Annotated in this window: 14 protein-coding genes and 1 pseudogene; 7 read left to right on the forward strand and 8 right to left on the reverse strand. The window is 72.5% G+C overall.

Annotated features, from left to right (window positions below; translation table 11 throughout):
- Together ACZ5GT_RS30275 and ACZ5GT_RS30280 are read right to left on the reverse strand one after the other, a co-directional pair.
- Positions 1-1,779, reverse strand: a 1,779-nt coding sequence (locus ACZ5GT_RS30275) for a threonine/serine exporter family protein (protein WP_469032437.1), incomplete at its 3' end; no start/stop codon positions are given.
- Positions 1,780-1,893: 114 nt separating this feature from the next.
- On the reverse strand, positions 1,894-2,385 hold the full coding sequence (locus ACZ5GT_RS30280; protein ID WP_469032588.1) for an inorganic diphosphatase: 492 nt from the start codon (positions 2,383-2,385) through the stop codon (positions 1,894-1,896).
- A gap of 79 nt (positions 2,386-2,464) precedes the next feature.
- Here ACZ5GT_RS30280 and dacB point away from each other — a divergent pair, with 79 nt between their 5' ends.
- The 6 genes from dacB (at position 2,465) to folE (ending at position 10,315) form a co-directional block, all read left to right on the forward strand.
- Positions 2,465-4,165 (forward strand): D-alanyl-D-alanine carboxypeptidase/D-alanyl-D-alanine endopeptidase, encoded by a 1,701-nt coding sequence (dacB, locus tag ACZ5GT_RS30285; protein ID WP_469032439.1) that lies wholly within the window; start codon positions 2,465-2,467, stop codon positions 4,163-4,165.
- Between the two features lie 125 nt (positions 4,166-4,290).
- Positions 4,291-5,424, forward strand: coding sequence for a zinc-dependent metalloprotease (locus ACZ5GT_RS30290; RefSeq protein ID WP_469032441.1), 1,134 nt, complete (start codon positions 4,291-4,293; stop codon positions 5,422-5,424).
- A 278-nt stretch (positions 5,425-5,702) separates the two neighbouring features.
- Positions 5,703-6,728 (forward strand): tRNA lysidine(34) synthetase TilS, encoded by a 1,026-nt coding sequence (tilS, locus tag ACZ5GT_RS30295; protein ID WP_469032442.1) that lies wholly within the window; start codon positions 5,703-5,705, stop codon positions 6,726-6,728.
- Positions 6,729-6,780: 52 nt separating this feature from the next.
- Complete coding sequence (gene hpt, locus ACZ5GT_RS30300; protein ID WP_469032591.1) at positions 6,781-7,341, forward strand: hypoxanthine phosphoribosyltransferase; 561 nt, start codon at positions 6,781-6,783, stop codon at positions 7,339-7,341.
- Between the two features lie 185 nt (positions 7,342-7,526).
- Complete coding sequence (gene ftsH / locus ACZ5GT_RS30305) at positions 7,527-9,566, forward strand: ATP-dependent zinc metalloprotease FtsH (protein ID WP_469032595.1); 2,040 nt, start codon at positions 7,527-7,529, stop codon at positions 9,564-9,566.
- Between the two features lie 140 nt (positions 9,567-9,706).
- Entirely contained in the window at positions 9,707-10,315 is a 609-nt protein-coding gene (folE, locus tag ACZ5GT_RS30310; RefSeq protein WP_469032444.1) for a GTP cyclohydrolase I FolE, read from the forward strand.
- A 91-nt stretch (positions 10,316-10,406) separates the two neighbouring features.
- Here the strand turns inward: folE and ACZ5GT_RS30315 are convergent, their stop codons facing one another.
- The 6 genes and pseudogenes from ACZ5GT_RS30315 to ACZ5GT_RS30340 form a co-directional block, all read right to left on the reverse strand.
- A complete protein-coding gene (locus ACZ5GT_RS30315; RefSeq protein WP_469032446.1) occupies positions 10,407-10,895 on the reverse strand; it encodes a DUF3180 domain-containing protein in 489 nt (162 codons plus the stop codon).
- 105 nt (positions 10,896-11,000) lie between these two features.
- The gene (gene folK, locus ACZ5GT_RS30320) at positions 11,001-11,612 is read right to left on the reverse strand and encodes a 2-amino-4-hydroxy-6-hydroxymethyldihydropteridine diphosphokinase (RefSeq protein ID WP_469032448.1); all 612 of its coding nucleotides are present in this window, start codon (positions 11,610-11,612) and stop codon (positions 11,001-11,003) included.
- Positions 11,609-11,968, reverse strand: coding sequence for a dihydroneopterin aldolase (gene folB, locus ACZ5GT_RS30325; RefSeq protein ID WP_469032450.1), 360 nt, complete (start codon positions 11,966-11,968; stop codon positions 11,609-11,611). Before folB ends, folK begins: the two co-directional genes overlap by 4 nt.
- Positions 11,969-12,214: 246 nt before the next feature.
- Entirely contained in the window at positions 12,215-12,718 is a 504-nt protein-coding gene (locus ACZ5GT_RS30330; protein ID WP_469032453.1) for a nuclear transport factor 2 family protein, read from the reverse strand.
- A gap of 221 nt (positions 12,719-12,939) precedes the next feature.
- Positions 12,940-13,821: pseudogene (gene folP, locus ACZ5GT_RS30335) on the reverse strand (dihydropteroate synthase); the annotation flags it as partial.
- A 498-nt stretch (positions 13,822-14,319) separates the two neighbouring features.
- Complete coding sequence (locus tag ACZ5GT_RS30340; RefSeq protein WP_469032455.1) at positions 14,320-16,131, reverse strand: phosphatidylglycerol lysyltransferase domain-containing protein; 1,812 nt, start codon at positions 16,129-16,131, stop codon at positions 14,320-14,322.
- 221 nt (positions 16,132-16,352) lie between these two features.
- On the opposite strand from ACZ5GT_RS30340, the gene ACZ5GT_RS30345 reads away from it, so the two are divergent.
- Complete coding sequence (locus tag ACZ5GT_RS30345) at positions 16,353-17,480, forward strand: alpha/beta hydrolase (protein ID WP_469032458.1); 1,128 nt, start codon at positions 16,353-16,355, stop codon at positions 17,478-17,480.
- The last annotated feature ends 96 nt before the right edge of the window (positions 17,481-17,576 follow it).

A 17,576-nucleotide genomic window follows, 5' to 3' on the forward strand; every position in this document is an offset into this window, starting at 1 on the left:
TTGTTCCTTCGTCTTGCGTGTTTCTCGTTCTTGATCCCCTCCCCCCCCCCCCCCCTCCCCCTCCCCCCCCCCCCCCCCCCCCCCCCCCCCCCCCCCCCCCCCCCCCCCCCCCCCCCCCCCCCCCCCCCCCCCCCCCCCCCCCCCCCGCCGCTTCTCCGCGGAGCCGATCCGCAGGAACAGCCGGGAGATCTCCGACCCGAGATTGACCCCGATGGCGATGGCCATGGCCAGCGAGGCCGCCGTGGCCAGCGACACCAGCCCCTTGTTCACGTCGTTCTGCGCGATCGACAGCAGCCCGAAGTACGTCGCCGACCCCGGCAGCAGCGGCCCGATCGCCGCGGTCGTGTACGGCAGCGCCGAGGCGAACCGGTACCGCGACAGCAACTGCCCGAACAGTCCCACCAGCCCGGCCGCGGCGGCCGTGGAGGCGACCGGGGACAGCTCGCCGGCGTAGTACATCGCGCCGTACACCGACCAGGCGACCCCGCCGTTCAGGGTCACGGCGAGCACGGTGGCCCGCTCCTGCTGGAGCAGCACCGCGAACGTCAGCGACAGCAGCATCGACGCGGCCAGCTGCAACAGCGGCCGTTCCGCGATGCTCAGGGCGGCGTCCGGGTTCAGCTTGGCGCCCAGGTTCACGCCGAAGTACAGGACGACCAGCACCCCGACGACGATGCCGACGAAGAGGTACATCACCTCCAGCAGGCGCGCGGAGGCGGTGATGTAGAAGCCGGTCAGGCCGTCCTGCACGCCCGCCACCAGCGCCCGCCCGGGCAGCAGCGCGAACAGCCCGCCGGTGATGACCGCGGACGCCCTCACGTCCACGTGGGCCACCGTCAGCGCGACACCGATCGCGGCCGGCGGCATCGCGGCGACCGTGAACTGGTAGAACTCCGGCAGCCCCCGGCCCGCGCACAGCCACGCCAGCCGGTCGCCGAGCATCGCCCCTATCGCGGCCGCCACGAACACCAGCGCCCCGCCGCCGACCAGCACGGAGGCCGCCCCCGCCAGCAGCCCGCTCGCCGCCGTCAGCACCCAGGTCGGGTACGGGTGCCGGTTGCGGCGGATCTCCGCGAGCCGCCGGTAGGACTCCTCCAGCGAGATGTGCGTCTCCGGGTCGCTGAGGTCGTCCACCAGCTGGAACACGGCCGCCAGCCGGGTGTAGTCGGTGGCCCTGCGGCGCACCGTGCGCGACGCGGTCACCGGGTCGTCCACCAGCGACGGCTGGTACGAGATCGACAGCAGGGTGAAGGTGACGGTCGGCTCGCAGCGGTCCAGGCCGTAGGACCGGCACACCGCGAACATCGCGGCCTCCACGTCCTCGGCGCCCTCGCCGCCCGCCAGCAGCAGCTCCCCGATGCGCAGGGTCAGGTCGAGCACGCGGGGGACGGCCGGACCGCCCTCCTCGGTCTTCGGCGGCGGCTCCGGCGCCGGACGCTCGGTCACCGGCATGCGCAGCATCGTGCGCATCCGGTCCTGCCAGGGCACGTCCTTGGTCAGGCTGACCACCGGGACACCGGCCGGCGGCGTGAACGCGGGCGGAGCGTCCCGGGCGCTGTAGGTGCGCGGCGGGCTGAAAGCCGACCCCTCGGCCTCCGCGCCGGACTGCTGCGGCACGTCCAGCCCGCGGGGCACCGCGAACTCGGACGTGGTCTCCGGCTCACCGCCGCCCCTCGGTACGGCGAGCCCGCCGGGAATCGCGAACTCGGATGTCGTCTCGGCCTCGAACGTGCCCCTGACCTCGTCCGACAGCGGCCTGCGGCCCTCCGCTTCCGTCACGCACTGCTCCCGACTAGGCACCTCCGGTACGCCCCAGTATGCGCACAGAAAGGCGTCCGGAGACACGGACGGGCCGCACGCGCGCGCGTGCGGCCCGGGTGTGCGGAGGGGGCGTCAGTGACCGCCCTGCTCCTTGAGGCGCTTGTAGGACCGCTCGATCTCGGCCTCGGCCTCGGTGCGGCCGACCCAGTTGGCGCCCTCCACCGACTTGCCGGGCTCGAGGTCCTTGTAGACCTCGAAGAAGTGCTGGATCTCCAGGCGGTCGAACTCGGAGACGTGGTGGATGTCACGCAGGTGCTCCACGCGCGGGTCCGTCGACGGCACGCACAGCAGCTTGTCGTCGCCGCCGGCCTCGTCCGTCATGCGGAACATGCCGATCGCGCGGCAGCGGATGAGGCAGCCCGGGAAGGTCGGCTCGTCCAGGATGACCAGCGCGTCCAGCGGGTCGCCGTCCTCGCCGAGGGTGTTCTCGACGAAGCCGTAGTCGGTCGGGTAGGCGGTCGAGGTGAAGAGTCGACGGTCCAGGCGGATCCGACCGGTCTCGTGGTCCACCTCGTACTTGTTCCGCGAACCCTTCGGAATCTCGATCGTGACGTCGAACTCCACCGGTGGTTCCTCCATGATCAGCACATAGTTCTGGTGGTTAAGTGTCCCTCACGCAGCTGTGTGATCGCGAAAGGGGCTGGTGGTCGTGCCCGAACTGAGGCCTTGGCGGGCCGCTGGGCCGCGGGTGGCGCGGCTCGCGGGTGCCGTACGACCCCGTCTGGCACGGGCCGCCGCGACCGTACGACCAGGTCTCGCGCGGGCCACGGACGCCGTACGACCGCGCCTCGCACGGGCGACGGACGCCGTACGGCCGCGTCTGGCACGGGCCGCGGACGCCGCGCGACCGCAGCTCGCTCGGATCACGAGGCCGGGGACCGGCAAGACCTGGCAGTACACCGCGGGCGCCGCCACCGCCGGTCTGGCGCTGACTGCCGCGGTGGTGACCGCCGCGGGCCCGTGGGACTCCACCGGTCAGCGTACGGCCGAGCGGGACCGGGCAGTCGCCCTGGAGCGCACGGGTGGCACAGATCACGGCCGCCGCACCGATTCGTCCGGTTCGTCAGGTGCGTCAGGATCATCCGGCGCGGCCGACGGGGCGCCCCGCCCCGCCCCCAGCGCCGCCGCCGTCCTGGCCGGCCTGGGCGCCGCCAAGGGCACCGTCGGGGCCGCCCCGCCCGCGAAGGCCCTCGCCGCGGTCCTGGACCCGCTGCTGGACGACGCGGCGCTCGGCCGCCGGCACAGCGCCGCCGTCGTCGATGTCGCCACCGGCGAGCGCCTCTACGGCGCCGGCGCCGACGACGCCCTCACCCCCGCCTCCACCACGAAGATCGCCACCGCCGTCGCCGCCCTGTCCGCGATGGGCGCCGACCACCGCCTCACCACCCGCACCGCGCTGGAACCCGACACCGGGGAGCTCGTCCTGGTCGGCGGCGGCGACCCCACCCTGACCGCCCGCGGCGGCGGCTCCGGAGGCTGGGCGAGCCTGCGCACGCTCGCCGCGAAGACGGCCGCGGCCCTGAAGAAGCGCGACGTCCACCACGTCACCCTCTCCTACGACACCACCCTCTACACCGGCCCCGAAATCCACCCGATCGGAGTCAACGACAACCTCGCCCGCGTCAGCGCCCTGATGACCGACGAGGGCCGCACCGACGACTCCTCCAGCGGCCCCGCACCCCGCGTCGCGGACCCCGCGGCGGACGCCGCCCGCACCTTCGGCGACCTCCTGGCGGACCACGGCATCAAGACCAGTTCCCCCGGACCCTCCAAGGCCACGAACCGCGCCGAGAACCTCGCCGCCGTCTCCTCGCCCCCGCTCTCCGCCCTGGTCGAGCGCATGCTGACCAACAGCGACAACGACATCGCCGAGGCGCTGGCCCGCCAGACGGCCGTCGCGACGGGCCGCCCGGCGAGCTTCGACGGCGGCGCCGCCGCGATCGCCGCCCGGCTCAAGGCCCTCGGACTGCCGGTCGGCGAGGCCGAGTTCCACGACGGCAGCGGCCTGGACCGCGCCGATCGCCTCACCGCCGGCCTGCTCACCGCCCTGCTGGCCGAGGCGGGCGACACCGGCCACCCCGAACTGCGCCCGGTCCTCACCGGCCTGCCCGTGGCCGGCTTCACCGGCACCCTGAGCAGCCGCTACGCGGACGGCGCGGCAGGCGTCGTACGGGCCAAGACGGGCACGCTGACCGGCGTGAACACCCTGGCCGGGACCGTCGTCGACCGCGACGGCCGGCTGCTGGCCTTCGCGTTCCTGGCCTCGGACACGGTCAGCGCGACGGCGGCCCAGACGGCCCTCGACCGGACGGCCACGGCGCTGGCGGCCTGCGGCTGCCGCTGACGGGCCGGGCAGCCCGGCGGGCCGTGCCCGCGCCTCCGCTGCGGCTGACGGCCGGGCGCCCCGGCGGGCCGTCCCCGCGCCTCCGCGCCCTGCCCGCGACGGGGGCGCTCACGTACGGTTGACGCATGACGAGCATCGGTGGTGCTGCTTCTTCTGGGATGGTCGACTGGAACCTCGCGGTGGCGACCGCGACCCGGCTCGTGCGGCCGGGCCCCGACGTCAGCCGCGACGAGGCCCGGGCCGTCGTCGCGGAGCTGCGCCGGCACGCCAAGTCCTCCGAGGAACACGTCCGGGCGTTCACCCGGATGGGTACGGAGGAGATCCACGACACGCCTGTCCTCGTCGTCGACCGGCCCGGCTGGGTCCGGGCGAACGTCGCCGGGTTCCGGGAGATCCTCAAACCGCTGCTGGACAAGATGCAGGCGCGGCGCGGCAGCGGTCCGGCGGGCGCGGTCCTCGGCGCCGTCGGCGGCAAGGTCACCGGCGTCGAACTCGGGATGCTGCTGTCCTTCCTGGCCTCCCGCGTCCTCGGCCAGTACGAGACCTTCGCCCCGGCCACCCGCGAACTGCCGGCCGGCGCGAACGGCGGCGGCCGGCTGCTGCTCGTCGCCCCCAACATCGTCCACGTCGAACGCGAACTCGACGTCGAGCCGCACGACTTCCGCCTGTGGGTGTGCCTGCACGAGGAGACGCACCGCACGCAGTTCAGCGCGGTGCCCTGGCTGCGGGACCACCTGGAGGGCGAGATCCAGGCGTTCCTGGCCGAGACCGACGTCGACCCGGTGACGGTCCTGGAACGCGTCCGGGACGCCGCCCAGTCGCTCGTCGGCGGCCGCCCCGAGGGCGAGGAGGACGACGGCGGACGGTCCTTCGTGGAACTCGTCCAGACCCCGACCCAGCGGGAGATCCTCGGCCGCCTCACCGCTGTGATGTCCCTGCTGGAGGGGCACGCCGACTTCGTGATGGACGGCGTCGGCCCGGAGGTCGTGCCGACCGTCGCGGAGATCCGCGAGAAGTTCCAGCAGCGCCGCGCCAAGGGCGCCTCCCGGCTGGACATGGCCCTGCGCAAGCTGCTCGGGCTGGACGCCAAACTCCGGCAGTACCGGGACGGCGAACGCTTCGTGCGGGCCGTCGTCGACCAGGTCGGCGTGGACGGCTTCAACCGCGTGTGGACCTCGCCCAACACCCTGCCCACCAAGGCGGAGATCGCCGCTCCGGCGGAGTGGATCACGCGGGTCCACCGCAAGGCGGAGCAGTGACGCAGGGAGCTTCCGTGAGCGCCGGGGGCCGGCGAGAGCCGGTGCCCGTGACCGCCGGGAGCCCGTGCACACCCGGAACCCGGTGAACGCCGTGGGGAGGTCGTGGGAAGAAACCGGCCGACGGCAGAAGGACGCCCCTCCAATCACCCGTCCGAGGGACCGTGAGCCAGGGGTAGGCGTGCAATGCTCGGGTAACGCCCCGGTTCTGTCACCATCGACACACTCTGAGTGACCGGGCTCGGGGCTCCCCCCCGACAACTTCATGAAGGGAACCGGACATGGGTCCCCATCCTGCGGTCGCGGCGATACGCCTGGCGGTCCGCCGCGTCCTCCACGACATCCTCACCGAACACGGCCGCGCCCACGGCGACACCCCGGACGAGCCGCGGCCGGCGCCGCTCGTGCTCGTCGCGTGCTCCGGCGGCGCGGACTCCATGGCCCTCGCCTCGGCGCTCGCGTTCGAGGCCCCCAAGCTCGGCGTCCGCGCCGGCGGCGTCACCGTCGACCACGGTCTGCAGCCCGGCTCCGACCTGCGCGCCGCCGAGGTCGTCCTGCGCCTGACCGGCCTCGGTCTCACGCCGGCCGAGTCCGTCGCCGTGACCGTCGGCCGCGAGGGCGGACCGGAGGCCGCCGCCCGCGACGCCCGGTACGCCGCCCTCGACGCCGCCGCCGAGCGCCACGGCGCCGCCGCCGTGCTGCTCGGCCACACCCGGGACGACCAAGCCGAAACCGTCCTGCTGGGCCTCGCCCGCGGCTCCGGCATCCGCTCCCTGTCCGGAATGGCCGCGGTCTCGGGGGCCGGCGGCCGTTACCGGCGTCCCTTCCTCGCCCTCGACCGGCAGACCGCCCGCAAGGCCTGCATGGTCCAGTCCCTGCCGGTCTGGGACGACCCGCACAACGCCGACCCCGCCTACACCCGCTCCCGGCTGCGCCACGAGGGCCTGCCCGCCCTCGAGAAGGCCCTCGGCAAGGGCGTCGTCGAAGCCCTCGCCCGTACGGCCCGGCTCTCCCGCGACGACGCCGACGCCCTCGACGCCTGGGCCGGGCAGGCCGACGCCACCGTCCGCGACGCGGCGGGCCTCCTGGAGTGCGCCAAGCTCTTCGCGCTGCCCTCCGCCGTGCGCCGCCGCATCCTGCGCCGGGCGGTCATCGACGCCGGTTCGCCCGCCGGGTCGCTGTTCGCCGGCCACATCGAAGAGGTCGACCGGCTGATCACCGGCTGGCGCGGCCAGGGAGCCATCAACCTCCCCGGCAAAGTCGTCGCCCGGCGGCAGGGTGGCAGACTGGTGATTCGGCAAGGCTGAATCCTCATCCCTGACAGGGGGTGCAGCCGGTGGGATCGACCGACCGAAAGTGATGCGGGTGGACGCGAAAGACATGGGTGCCGACCTCAGTCAGGTACTCATCACCAAGGAAGAGATCGACGCGAAGCTGGTGGAGCTGGCCGCGAAGATCGACGTGGAGTACGCGGGCAAGGATCTGCTCATCGTCGGCGTGCTCAAGGGCGCGGTGATGGTCATGGCGGACCTGGCCCGGGCGCTGTCCACCCCCGTCACCATGGACTGGATGGCCGTGTCGTCGTACGGCGCGGGCACTCAGTCCTCCGGCGTCGTGCGGATCCTCAAGGACCTCGACACCGACATCAAGGGCAAGCACGTCCTGATCGTCGAGGACATCATCGACTCCGGCCTGACCCTGTCCTGGCTGATCTCCAACCTCGGCTCGCGTGAACCGGCGTCGCTCAAGGTCTGCACGCTGCTGCGCAAGCCGGAGGCCGCCAAGGTCGCCATCGACGTGGAATGGGTCGGCTTCGACATCCCCAACGAGTTCGTCGTGGGCTACGGCCTCGACTACGCCGAGAAGTACCGCAACCTCCCGTTCGTCGGTACGCTCGCGCCCCACGTCTACGGCGGCTGAGCCCGTACGGGCCAGTCTTCCGGAGACGGTCGGGAACCCCACGGGGTTCCTCACCGTTGAAGCAACCAGACGGGCCCGCCAGCCGTCCCGTGCGGCTTCGCGCGGCAATGCTGGGGTACCGTCAGAAGAACTGTCTTATCAAACTCACTATGGCAGGAGGGACGGGGCGGCACCGCTCCGTGTGGATGGACGTGAAGCGATACTTCCGTGGGCCGGTCATGTGGATCGTGCTGGCCGTCCTTGCCGTGGTCGTGTTGATGCAGGTCGTCGGCTCGTCCGGCGGCTACAAGACGGTGGACACCGGCCAGGTCGTCGCAGCGATCAACGCCAACAAGGTGGAATCGGCCAAGCTGACCACCGGCGACGAGCAGACCATCAAGGTCCAGCTCAAGGACGGCGAAAAGGTCAAGGGCAGCTCGAAGATCCAGGCGAGCTACATCGGCGACCAAGGCGTGACCATCGCCAACACGCTGCAGACCAAGTACCAGGACAAGCAGATCCCGGACGGCTACACGGTGTCGCCGTCCAAGCAGAACCCGTTCCTCAACATCCTGCTCTCCCTGCTCCCCTTCGTCCTCATCGTGGTCGTCTTCCTGTTCCTGATGAATCAGATGCAGGGCGGCGGCTCCCGGGTGATGAACTTCGGCAAGTCCAAGGCCAAGCTCATCACCAAGGACACCCCGAAGACGACGTTCTCGGACGTCGCGGGCTGTGACGAGGCCGTCGAGGAGCTTCAGGAGATCAAGGAGTTCCTGCAGGAACCGGCCAAGTTCCAGGCCGTCGGCGCCAAGATCCCCAAGGGCGTGCTGCTGTACGGCCGTCCCGGCACCGGCAAGACGCTCCTCGCGCGCGCCGTCGCCGGCGAGGCCGGGGTGCCCTTCTACTCGATCTCCGGTTCCGACTTCGTCGAGATGTTCGTCGGCGTCGGCGCCTCCCGCGTCCGCGACCTGTTCGAGCAGGCCAAGGCGAACGCCCCGGCGATCGTCTTCGTCGACGAGATCGACGCGGTCGGCCGCCACCGCGGCGCCGGCCTCGGCGGCGGTCACGACGAGCGCGAGCAGACGCTGAACCAGCTGCTCGTCGAGATGGACGGCTTCGACGTCAAGGGCGGTGTGATCCTCATCGCCGCCACCAACCGGCCCGACATCCTCGACCCGGCCCTCCTGCGGCCCGGACGGTTCGACCGCCAGATCGCGGTCGATCCGCCGGACCTGCAGGGCCGTCTGGAGATCCTCAAGGTCCACCAGAAGGGCAAGCCGGTCGCCCCGGACGTCGACCTCGCCGCCGTCGCCCGCCGTACCCCGGGCTTCACCGGTGCGGACCTGTCGAACGTGCTGAACGAGGCGGCGCTGCTGACGGCCCGCAGCGACAAGAAGCTGATCGACAACTCCATGCTGGACGAGGCGATCGACCGCGTGGTGGCGGGCCCGCAGAAGCGGACCCGGATCATGTCGGACAAGGAGAAGAAGATCACCGCGTACCACGAGGGCGGACACGCCCTGGTCGCGGCGGCCTCGCCCAACTCCGACCCGGTCCACAAGATCACCATCCTGTCCCGCGGCCGGGCCCTCGGCTACACGATGGTGCTGCCGGACGAGGACAAGTACTCCACGACCCGCAACGAGATGCTGGACCAGCTGGCCTACATGCTGGGCGGCCGCGCGGCCGAGGAGCTCGTCTTCCACGACCCGACCACGGGTGCGGCCAACGACATCGAGAAGGCCACGGCCACCGCTCGCGCGATGGTCACGCAGTACGGCATGACCGAGCGTCTGGGCGCGATCAAGTTCGGCGGCGACAACACCGAGCCGTTCCTCGGCCGTGAGATGGCTCACCAGCGCGACTACTCGGAAGAGGTCGCCGCGCTGGTCGACGAGGAAGTCAAGAAGCTCATCGAGAACGCGCACAACGAGGCCTGGGAGATCCTGGTCGAGAACCGCGACGTCCTCGACAACCTGGTGCTGAAGCTGCTGGAGAAGGAGACGCTGAACAAGGAGGAGATCGCCGAGATCTTCGCCACCATCGTCAAGCGCCCGCCGCGGCCCGCCTGGACCGGTTCCTCGCGGCGCACCCCGTCCACCCGCCCGCCGGTGCTCTCCCCCAAGGAGCTCGCACTGACCAACGGCGCCAACGGCGTCGGCCCGGCGATCTCCACCGCCAAGACGACGGCGACGGAGCACTCCCCGGTGACCGAGCCGGCCCCCGAGGAGCGTCCGGAGGCCTGATCGGGCTCCGCGACGGCCCCCACCGGGCCCGGAATGGATGCCGCGCCCCCCAGGTTCTAGCCTGGGGGGCGCGGCATTTCGTACGCACCCACACGAGGCGCGTGGCCCCGCGCGCGACCCGCACAGGAACGAGGCACCACATGACCGACCCCGTGACGCTGGACGGCGGCGAGCACGCGATCGGCGAGTTCGACGAGAAGCGCGCCGAGAACGCCGTGCGCGAACTCCTCCTCGCGGTCGGCGAGGACCCCGACCGCGAGGGGCTGAGGGAGACCCCGGCACGGGTCGCGCGGGCGTACAAGGAGATCTTCGCGGGTCTGTGGCAGAGGCCCGAGGACGTGCTGACCACCACGTTCGACCTGGGGCACGACGAGATGGTGCTCGTGAAGGACATCGAGGTGCTGAGCTCGTGCGAGCATCACCTCGTGCCGTTCGTCGGCGTCGCCCACGTCGGGTACATCCCGTCCGCCGACGGCAAGATCACGGGCCTGTCGAAGCTGGCCCGGCTCGTGGACGTGTACGCCCGTCGGCCCCAGGTGCAGGAACGTCTCACCACGCAGGTCGCCGACTCGCTGATGAAGATCCTGGAGCCGCGGGGCGTCATCGTCGTCGTCGAGTGCGAGCACATGTGCATGTCGATGCGGGGCGTCCGCAAGCCCGGGGCGAAGACCATAACGTCGGCGGTCCGCGGCCAGTTGCGCGACCCCGCCACCCGCAACGAGGCGATGAGCCTGATCATGGCGCGCTGAGGCGCTGGAGGCGCTGGAGGCTCCTGGGGCTGGGGCTGGGGCTGGGGCTGGGGCTGGGGGCTCCGCCCCGTCACGCCGCGGCCCGCGGCCCTCACCGCGCCGGGGCGGCTCCGGTGCCGTTGTGCTCGTCGTCCTCCGGGAGCCGGCAGACGCGCTCCAGGAACAGGGCGGCGGCCACCACCGCGATGCCCGCGACGACCGAGAAGCCGGCGTAGACGGCCTGGTCACGGCGGGCGGGGGTGTCCAGGAGTTCCAGCAGGAAGACGCCGGTGCCGCCGTACATGCCGGCGACGAGAGCGGCGACCAGGGCGCTGGACTGGCCGAAGACCACCGCGCGGGCCGCCATCAGCGGGTCGACGCCCTTGGCCCCGGGGCGGCGTTCGCGCTGGGCCTTGAGGCGGGCGCGGATCGACAGCGCCGTGGCGAGCAGGACGACGGCGATCAGGGCCAGCACGATCGGCGCGGCCAGCGGGACGCTGGGAAGGGTCCCCACCGAGTTCCAGAGGCGGGCACCGGCCCAGGACAGGACGCCGGCCACCACGAAGACGCCGACCAGCATCCTGATGCGCAGCTCTTTCACGGTGTCCCTTCAGCTCCCCCGGACCGGTCCCGGACTGTGCGCGTCTCGGCGCGTCTCGGCTCGAAACTCGGCTTCTCTCGTCTCGGCTCGTCTTGACCTTAACGGCTACTCGGGCAGGTGGAGTTCCAGGTCCTGGCGGGGTGCCACGCCCTCGCGCGTGACGGCGTCGAGGAGGCCGGCGACGGTCCCGCGGCCGGGCAGCTGGGCGTCGGGCTCCACGTCGTGCCAGGGGGCCAGCACGAAGGCGCGCTCATGGGCGCGCGGGTGGGGCAGGGTGAGGTGCGGGTCGTCGGAGGCCACACCGTCGTAGGCGACGATGTCGACGTCCAGGGTGCGGGCGCCCCAGCGTTCGTCCCGTACCCGGTGGAAGGCCTCCTCGACGGCGTGCGCCCGCTCCAGCAGGGACGACGGGGGGAGGGTCGTCCTGAGGAGCACGACGGCGTTGAAGTACGACGGCTGGCTGCCCGGCTCGACGCCCCACGGCTCCGTCTCGTAGACGGGGGAGACTGCCTTGACGCGGACGCCGGGGGTGTCCTCCAGGGCGTCGACGGCGCCCTGCAGGGTCTCCAGGCGGTTGCCGAGGTTGGAGCCGATGGAGATCACGGCGCGTTTGGGGTTGTGGAGGGTGGTGTCGGCGGCGTCCACCTGCTGCACGACGGAGGCGGGCACCGGTTGTACGGTCGGGTCGCTGTGACCGCCCGCGAAAGACGCGCTCATACTCGGCTCCGGGTGATGGTGACGGTCACGTCGTCGAAGGGGACCGTGATCGGCGCGTTCGGTTTGTGGACGCAGACCTCGACCTCCTGGACCCCCTCGTGCTCGAGGCAGACGTGGGCGATGCGCTCGGCGAGCGTCTCGATGAGGTTGACGGGCTCGCCCTGCACGACGGCCACGACCTCCTCCGCCACGATGCCGTAGTGCACGGTCTTCGCCAGGTCGTCGCCGGCGGCGGCCGGGCGGGTGTCCAGGCCGAGGACGAGGTCCACGACGAAGGTCTGGCCCTTCTCGCGTTCCTCGGGGAACACACCGTGGTGCCCGCGGGCCTTGAGGCCGCGCAGCGCGACACGATCCACGCGAATCACTCCTGCAATCGTCGGTGACGGCCGGCCCGTACCGCGTGCGGGCGGCACACCGGCTGAGAACGAATCTACCTGCGGGCACTGACAGGGCCGGGCCGCGGGGCGCGGGCCTGTGCCGGGGCCGGGAGTGTTCATCGTGCGTTCTCCCGGGGGAACCCGGCGGCTCACGGGTCGGTAGCCGCCCCTACCCAGGGCGCCGTGATTCCAACCACTTCTCGGTCCGGGCGGCCGCCCGCCCGCTCAGGAGGGGGTCTCCTCCTCCTCGTCCTCTTCGGTCTCCGCCATCACGGGAGAGGCGTGGTGGGACCACAGCTTCCAGCCGTCGGGGGTGCGGCGGAAGACGTTCGTGGCGACCACGAGCTGGCCCACGAGCGGTCCGAGCTCGTCGCCCTCCTCGGGGGCCGGGCCACCGCTGAGGATGTTCTCCGTGCAGGTCACGACGGCGGTGTCGCCGGTGACGGAGACGTGCACGTCGGTGAGGAAGAACTGGATGTAGTCGGTGTTCGCCATGATCAGCGCGTACGACCGCAGGACCTCGCCGCGGCCGGTGAGCACCGGCCAGCCCGGATGCACGCAGGAGACCACGCCGGTGTCGGCGGGGTCGTGGTACTCCTCGTCGACACCGAGGTCGGCCGGGGTGAGCCAGAGCGAGGCGACCTCCTCGAAGTCGCCGCGTTCCAGCGCTTCGTAGAAGGCCGTGTTGGCGGCCTCGACCTGTTCGACGTCGGTGTGGGGCGCGCTCACCGGGCTCCCCCGGGGGAGCCGGCGCCCGGGGCGGGGGAGTGCGTGCCGGGCGCCCGCTCGGAGGCTCGCGCCCCGCTCGCGGTGTCCGCGCCTGGCGCACCTGCTGGGGTTCGCGACCCGCTCGCGGTGTCCGGGCCGGGCGCATCCGCCGAGGTGTGCGCTCCGCTCGCGGTGGCCGCGGCGGGCGCGGGCACCGACGCGTGCGCCGGGTGGGTGTCATCAGCGCCCGGCGCACCGGTCGCGCGCCGCGCCCCCTCCACGGCGCGTGCGACCCGTACCGCGTCCGCGGTGGCGCGCACCTCGTGCACACGCACCGCCCACGCGCCGGCGGCAGCCGCCAGCGCGGACACGGCGGCCGTGGCGGCGTCGCGCTCGCGCGCGGGCGGCGGCGCGCCCTCGGGCCCGGCGAGCACGCGCCCCAGGAACCGCTTACGAGAGGCGGCGATGAGCAGTGGGTGGCCGAGACCGAGCAGGCGGTCGAGGTGGGACAGCAGGGCGAGGTCGTGTCCGGCGTCCTTGGAGAAGCCGAGGCCGGGGTCGACGACGACGCGGTCGGGGGCGATGCCGCCGGCCAGGACGGCCTCCACCCGCGCGCGCAGTTCGTCGACGACCTCGGCGACCACGTCGTCGTACACGCCCCTGACGTTGCCGCCCTCCAGGAAGCCGCGCCAGTGCATGACGACGAAGGGGGCGCCCGCCGCGGCGACGACCGGGATCATCGCGGGGTCGGCCAGGCCGCCGCTGACGTCGTTGACGAGGACGGCGCCGGCCGCGAGGGCCTGTTCGGCGACGGAGGCGCGCATGGTGTCGACGGACACGGTGACACCCTCGGAGGCGAGACCGCGCACCACCGGGACGACGCGCCTGAGCTCCTCGGCCTCGTCGACGCGGGTGGCGCCCGGGCGGGTGGACTCGCCGCCGACGTCGACCAGGTCGGCTCCCTCGCCGACCAGGTCCAGGCCGTGCTTGACGGCGGCCGTGGTGTCGAAGAAGCGGCCGCCGTCGGAGAAGGAGTCGGGGGTGACGTTCACCACTCCCATGACCGCGCAGCGGTCCCATTCCGGTAGGCCCGCGACGCGCCCGCGTCCGCTGTGCTTGCTCATACGTTCAGCGTAGGCCCAGCGCCGGGCCGCGCGGGCCCGTCCGGGCCGCCGCCGTCCGGGCCGTGCGTGCCGTCCGCCGTCCCGGCCGCGTGTGCGGTCTGCCGTCCGGGCCGCCCGGGCCGCGTCCGCCGCTCGGGCCGCGCGTGCCGTCCGCCGTCCCGGCCGTGCGTGCGGTCTGCCGTCCGGGCCGCCCGGGCCGCGTCCGCCGCTCGGGCCGCGCGTGCCGTCCGCCGTCCCGGCCGCGTGTGCGGTCCGCCGTCCGGGCCGTGCGTGCGGTCTGCCGTCCGGGCCGCGTGTGCGGTCTGCCGTCCGGGCCGTGCGTGCGGTCTGCCGTCCGGGCCGTGCGTGCGGTCTGCCGTCCGGGCCGTGCGTGCGGTCTGCCGTCCGGGCCGTGCGTGCGGTCTGCCGTCCGGGCCGCGTGTGCGGTCTGCCGTCCGGGCCGCCCGGGCCGTGCCCGGGCCGTCCGCCGCCAAGGCCACGCGGTACCTCTTCCGCCGCTCAGGCCGCGCGTACGTTCCGCTCCGCCACGGCGTGCGCGCACGCGCGCGGGACGGCCGTCCGGCGGCGCAGGGAGCGCGGCAGCGGCAGCGCGAGGTCGACGAACCCCTCCGCCTGCATGGCGGCGAAGCCGATGCGCGGCAGGTCGGCCGACGCCCGGTAGACCACGAAGCGCGGCTCCCAGCGGGGCTGGAACTTGGCGTTGAACCGGTACAGCGACTCGATCTGGAACCAGCGGGAGAGGAACACCAGCAGCCCGCGCCAGGCACGCAGCACCGGGCCCGCCCCGATCTTCTCGCCCCGTGCGAGCGCGGAGCGGAACATCGCGAAGTTGAGCGACACGCGCGTGATGCCGAGACGGGGCGCTGCCTGGAGGGCGGCGACGATCAGCAGTTCGTTCATGCCGGGGTCGGCCGAACGGTCGCGGCGCATCAGGTCCAGCGAGGCGCCGTCCGGGCCCCACGGCACGAAGTGCAGGATCGCCTTCAGGTCGCCGTACGGACCCGGCTCGGCGTCCGCCTTGTGGGCGGTGGCGATGAGGCAGTCGCCGTCGGCGGAGTCGCCGATGCGGCCCAGCGCCATGGAGAAGCCGCGTTCGGTGTCGGTGCCGCGCCAGGCGTCGGCGGCCCGCCGGATCCGCTCCAGCTCCGTCTCGCCGAGGTCACGGACACGTCGTACCCGGGTTTCGTATCCGGCCCGCTCGATGCGCTTGACCATCTGGCGCACGTTGCGCATCGCGCGGCCGGCGAGCGAGAAATCCGCGACGTCCACCACCGCCTCGTCGCCGAGTTCCAGCGCGTCGAGGCCGGTCTCCCGGGTCCACACCTCGCCGCCCGTCTCCGAGCAGCCCATGACGGCCGGCGTCCACGAATGGGCCCGTGCCTCGTCCATGAAGCGTTCGATGGCGCCCGGCCAGGCCTCGACGTCCCCGATGGGGTCGCCGCTGGCGAGCATCACCCCGCACACGACGCGGTAGGTCACCGCCGCCTTGCCGCTGGGCGAGAAGACGACGGCCTTGTCGCGGCGCAGCGCGAAGTGGCCGAGCGAGTCGCGGCCGCCGTGCTTGGCGAGCAGCGCGCGCAAACGGGCCTCGTCCTCCTCCGTCAGGCGCGCCGCCGGGTGTTCCGGGCGCAGGGCGAGGTAGATGGTGGTGACGGCGGTGAGCAGTCCGAGAGCGCCGAGGGAGAAGGCGACGGTCCAGGAGGTGTCTCCCTGGTAGTCGACCGGTCCTTCGAAGCCGAACAGACCGTAGAGGACGTGCGTAATGCGATCGGCCAGGCTCGGGTCGCCCACCATGCGATTCGGGTGGACGCTGACGATGATCAGTCCGAGCATGAGGGAGCTGGCACCCATGAGAACGAAGTTCGCGAGCGCCCGCCAGCGGCTGCGCGGGTCCGGCAGCGCCGCGAACTGGTCGCGGTGGCGCAGCAGCGCCGCCAGCAGCGCCAGCGAGATGAGCGCGCCGAGCAGCGAGTGCCGGTACGTGAACTGCGTCACCGCGCCCGCCGGCAGCAGCGCCACCCCGGCCCGCCACGCACGGCGTTTGCCGCGCCTGAGCCCGTGCGCGAGCAGCAGCAACAGCACGCCGGTGCTCAGCGAGAGGGCCGCCGCGAACGGACCGAGCGCGCCCGGCAGCACCTCGGCGAGGGTGTGCATACGGCTGTGCCGGAAGCGCGGGAAGACGCCCGCAGCGATGTCCAGCAGGCCCACGAGCGTGCACGCCCTGGCGACGAGGGCCGGGACGGCCTCGGGGCGCGGACCCCGGAACACGCGCCGCGCCTTGCGTGATCGGGTCGGAACCCCGCCCGACATTTCCTCATCTGTCCTGACAGACATCGCATCCTGTAGTTCTGCGAGAGACCTTGAATCCGGTGCCGATTCGGGCATCCGGCGACATTGCGCCCTCTAGGACGGTGTCACGGGTACACAGGTTCACTCGCCACTCCAAAGCCGTATCAAAGGCCGGGGAAAGTCCCGGGCAAGCCCTCGCGAAGGAGCGGGGACCTGGGAGAAAGCGCAGGCAGGAAGCACCCATGGGTCTTACGAGCAACGTAACGCTGGTACTGGCTGTCGCGTTCGCCGTGCTGCTGTTCGTCGGCACGGTGTGGCTGTGGCCGCGCCTGGCGCGAGGGGGCTGGCGTGCCGTCGGCGGGCGGGTCGGCCTGCTGCTCGCCACTCAGCTGACCCTGTTCGTGTCGGTGGGCCTGGCCGCCAACCAGGCCTTCGGGTTCTACGCGAGCTGGGCGGATCTGTTAGGCCGCGAGAACGACCAGGGCGTGGTCGTCAACCACACGGCACTCGGGGGATCCGGCGGCCCGCTGCAGGTGGTCGACACGGTACGGGTGCAGGGCGCCGCCGGGGCGCGGCCGCGGACCGGCGGGCAGATCCAGAAGGTCGACATCGTGGGCCGCAGGACGCACATCGCCACACCCGCGTACGTGTACCTGCCGCCGGAGTACTTCCAGCCGCAGTACCGCACCCGCACGTTCCCCGCGGCCGTCGTGCTGACCGGGTATCCGGGCACGGCCGAGGCGCTCTTCACCAAGCTGCACTACCCCAGCACGGCCCTGGGGCTCGCGAAGAACGGCCGCATGCAGCCGATGATCCTCGTGATGCTGCGGCCCACGGTGGCCCCGCCGCGGGACACGGAGTGCGTGGACATCCCCGGCGGCCCGCAGACCGAGACCTTCTTCGCCCAGGACCTGCCGGACGCCGTGCTGGCGCACTACCGGGTGGGCCGGAAGCCCGGCAGCTGGGGCATCATCGGCGACTCCACGGGCGGCTACTGCGCGCTGAAGCTCGCCATGCACCATCCCCGGGTGTACGCGGCGGGCGCGGGCCTGTCCCCGTACTACAGGGCGCCGATCGACCCCACGACCGGCGACCTCTTCCACGGCCGGGCGGAGCTGCGCGGCCGGGCCGACCTGTGGTGGTGCCTCAGGCACCTCCCGCCGCCCGACACTTCACTGCTCGTCACCAGCAGCAGGGTCGGTGAATCCAACTACCGGGACACGCTGAAGTTCATAGAGCGTGTGCAGGCCACCGGGCTGACCCGGATCTCGTCGATCATCCTGGAAAGCGGCGGCCACAACTTCAACACCTGGCGGCGCGAGATTCCCGGGACGCTGCAGTGGATCAGTGGGCGGCTGAGCGACCGGTGAGCACGGGGAGAGCGGCTCTCCGGAATTCCCGCGCACCGTGTCCGAATACCGCCTTCACAGCAAAGGCACCACCTGATGCGCTGTGAACGTTTCGTT

Source organism: Streptomyces sp. NPDC031340 (assembly GCF_055569945.1).

Excerpts from the sequence above, each read along its gene's own strand:
- hpt (WP_469032591.1), top strand. The coding sequence starts at position 6,781 with ATGCGGGTGGACGCGAAAGACATGGGTGCCGACCTCAGTCAGGTACTC.
- tilS (WP_469032442.1), top strand. The coding sequence starts at position 5,703 with ATGGGTCCCCATCCTGCGGTCGCGGCGATACGCCTGGCGGTCCGCCGC.
- folE (WP_469032444.1), top strand. The coding sequence starts at position 9,707 with ATGACCGACCCCGTGACGCTGGACGGCGGCGAGCACGCGATCGGCGAG.
- ACZ5GT_RS30340 (WP_469032455.1), bottom strand. The coding sequence starts at position 16,131 with ATGTCGGGCGGGGTTCCGACCCGATCACGCAAGGCGCGGCGCGTGTTC.
- folK (WP_469032448.1), bottom strand. The coding sequence starts at position 11,612 with ATGAGCGCGTCTTTCGCGGGCGGTCACAGCGACCCGACCGTACAACCG.
- ACZ5GT_RS30290 (WP_469032441.1), top strand. The coding sequence starts at position 4,291 with ATGACGAGCATCGGTGGTGCTGCTTCTTCTGGGATGGTCGACTGGAAC.
- ACZ5GT_RS30345 (WP_469032458.1), top strand. The coding sequence starts at position 16,353 with ATGGGTCTTACGAGCAACGTAACGCTGGTACTGGCTGTCGCGTTCGCC.
- ftsH (WP_469032595.1), top strand. The coding sequence starts at position 7,527 with ATGGACGTGAAGCGATACTTCCGTGGGCCGGTCATGTGGATCGTGCTG.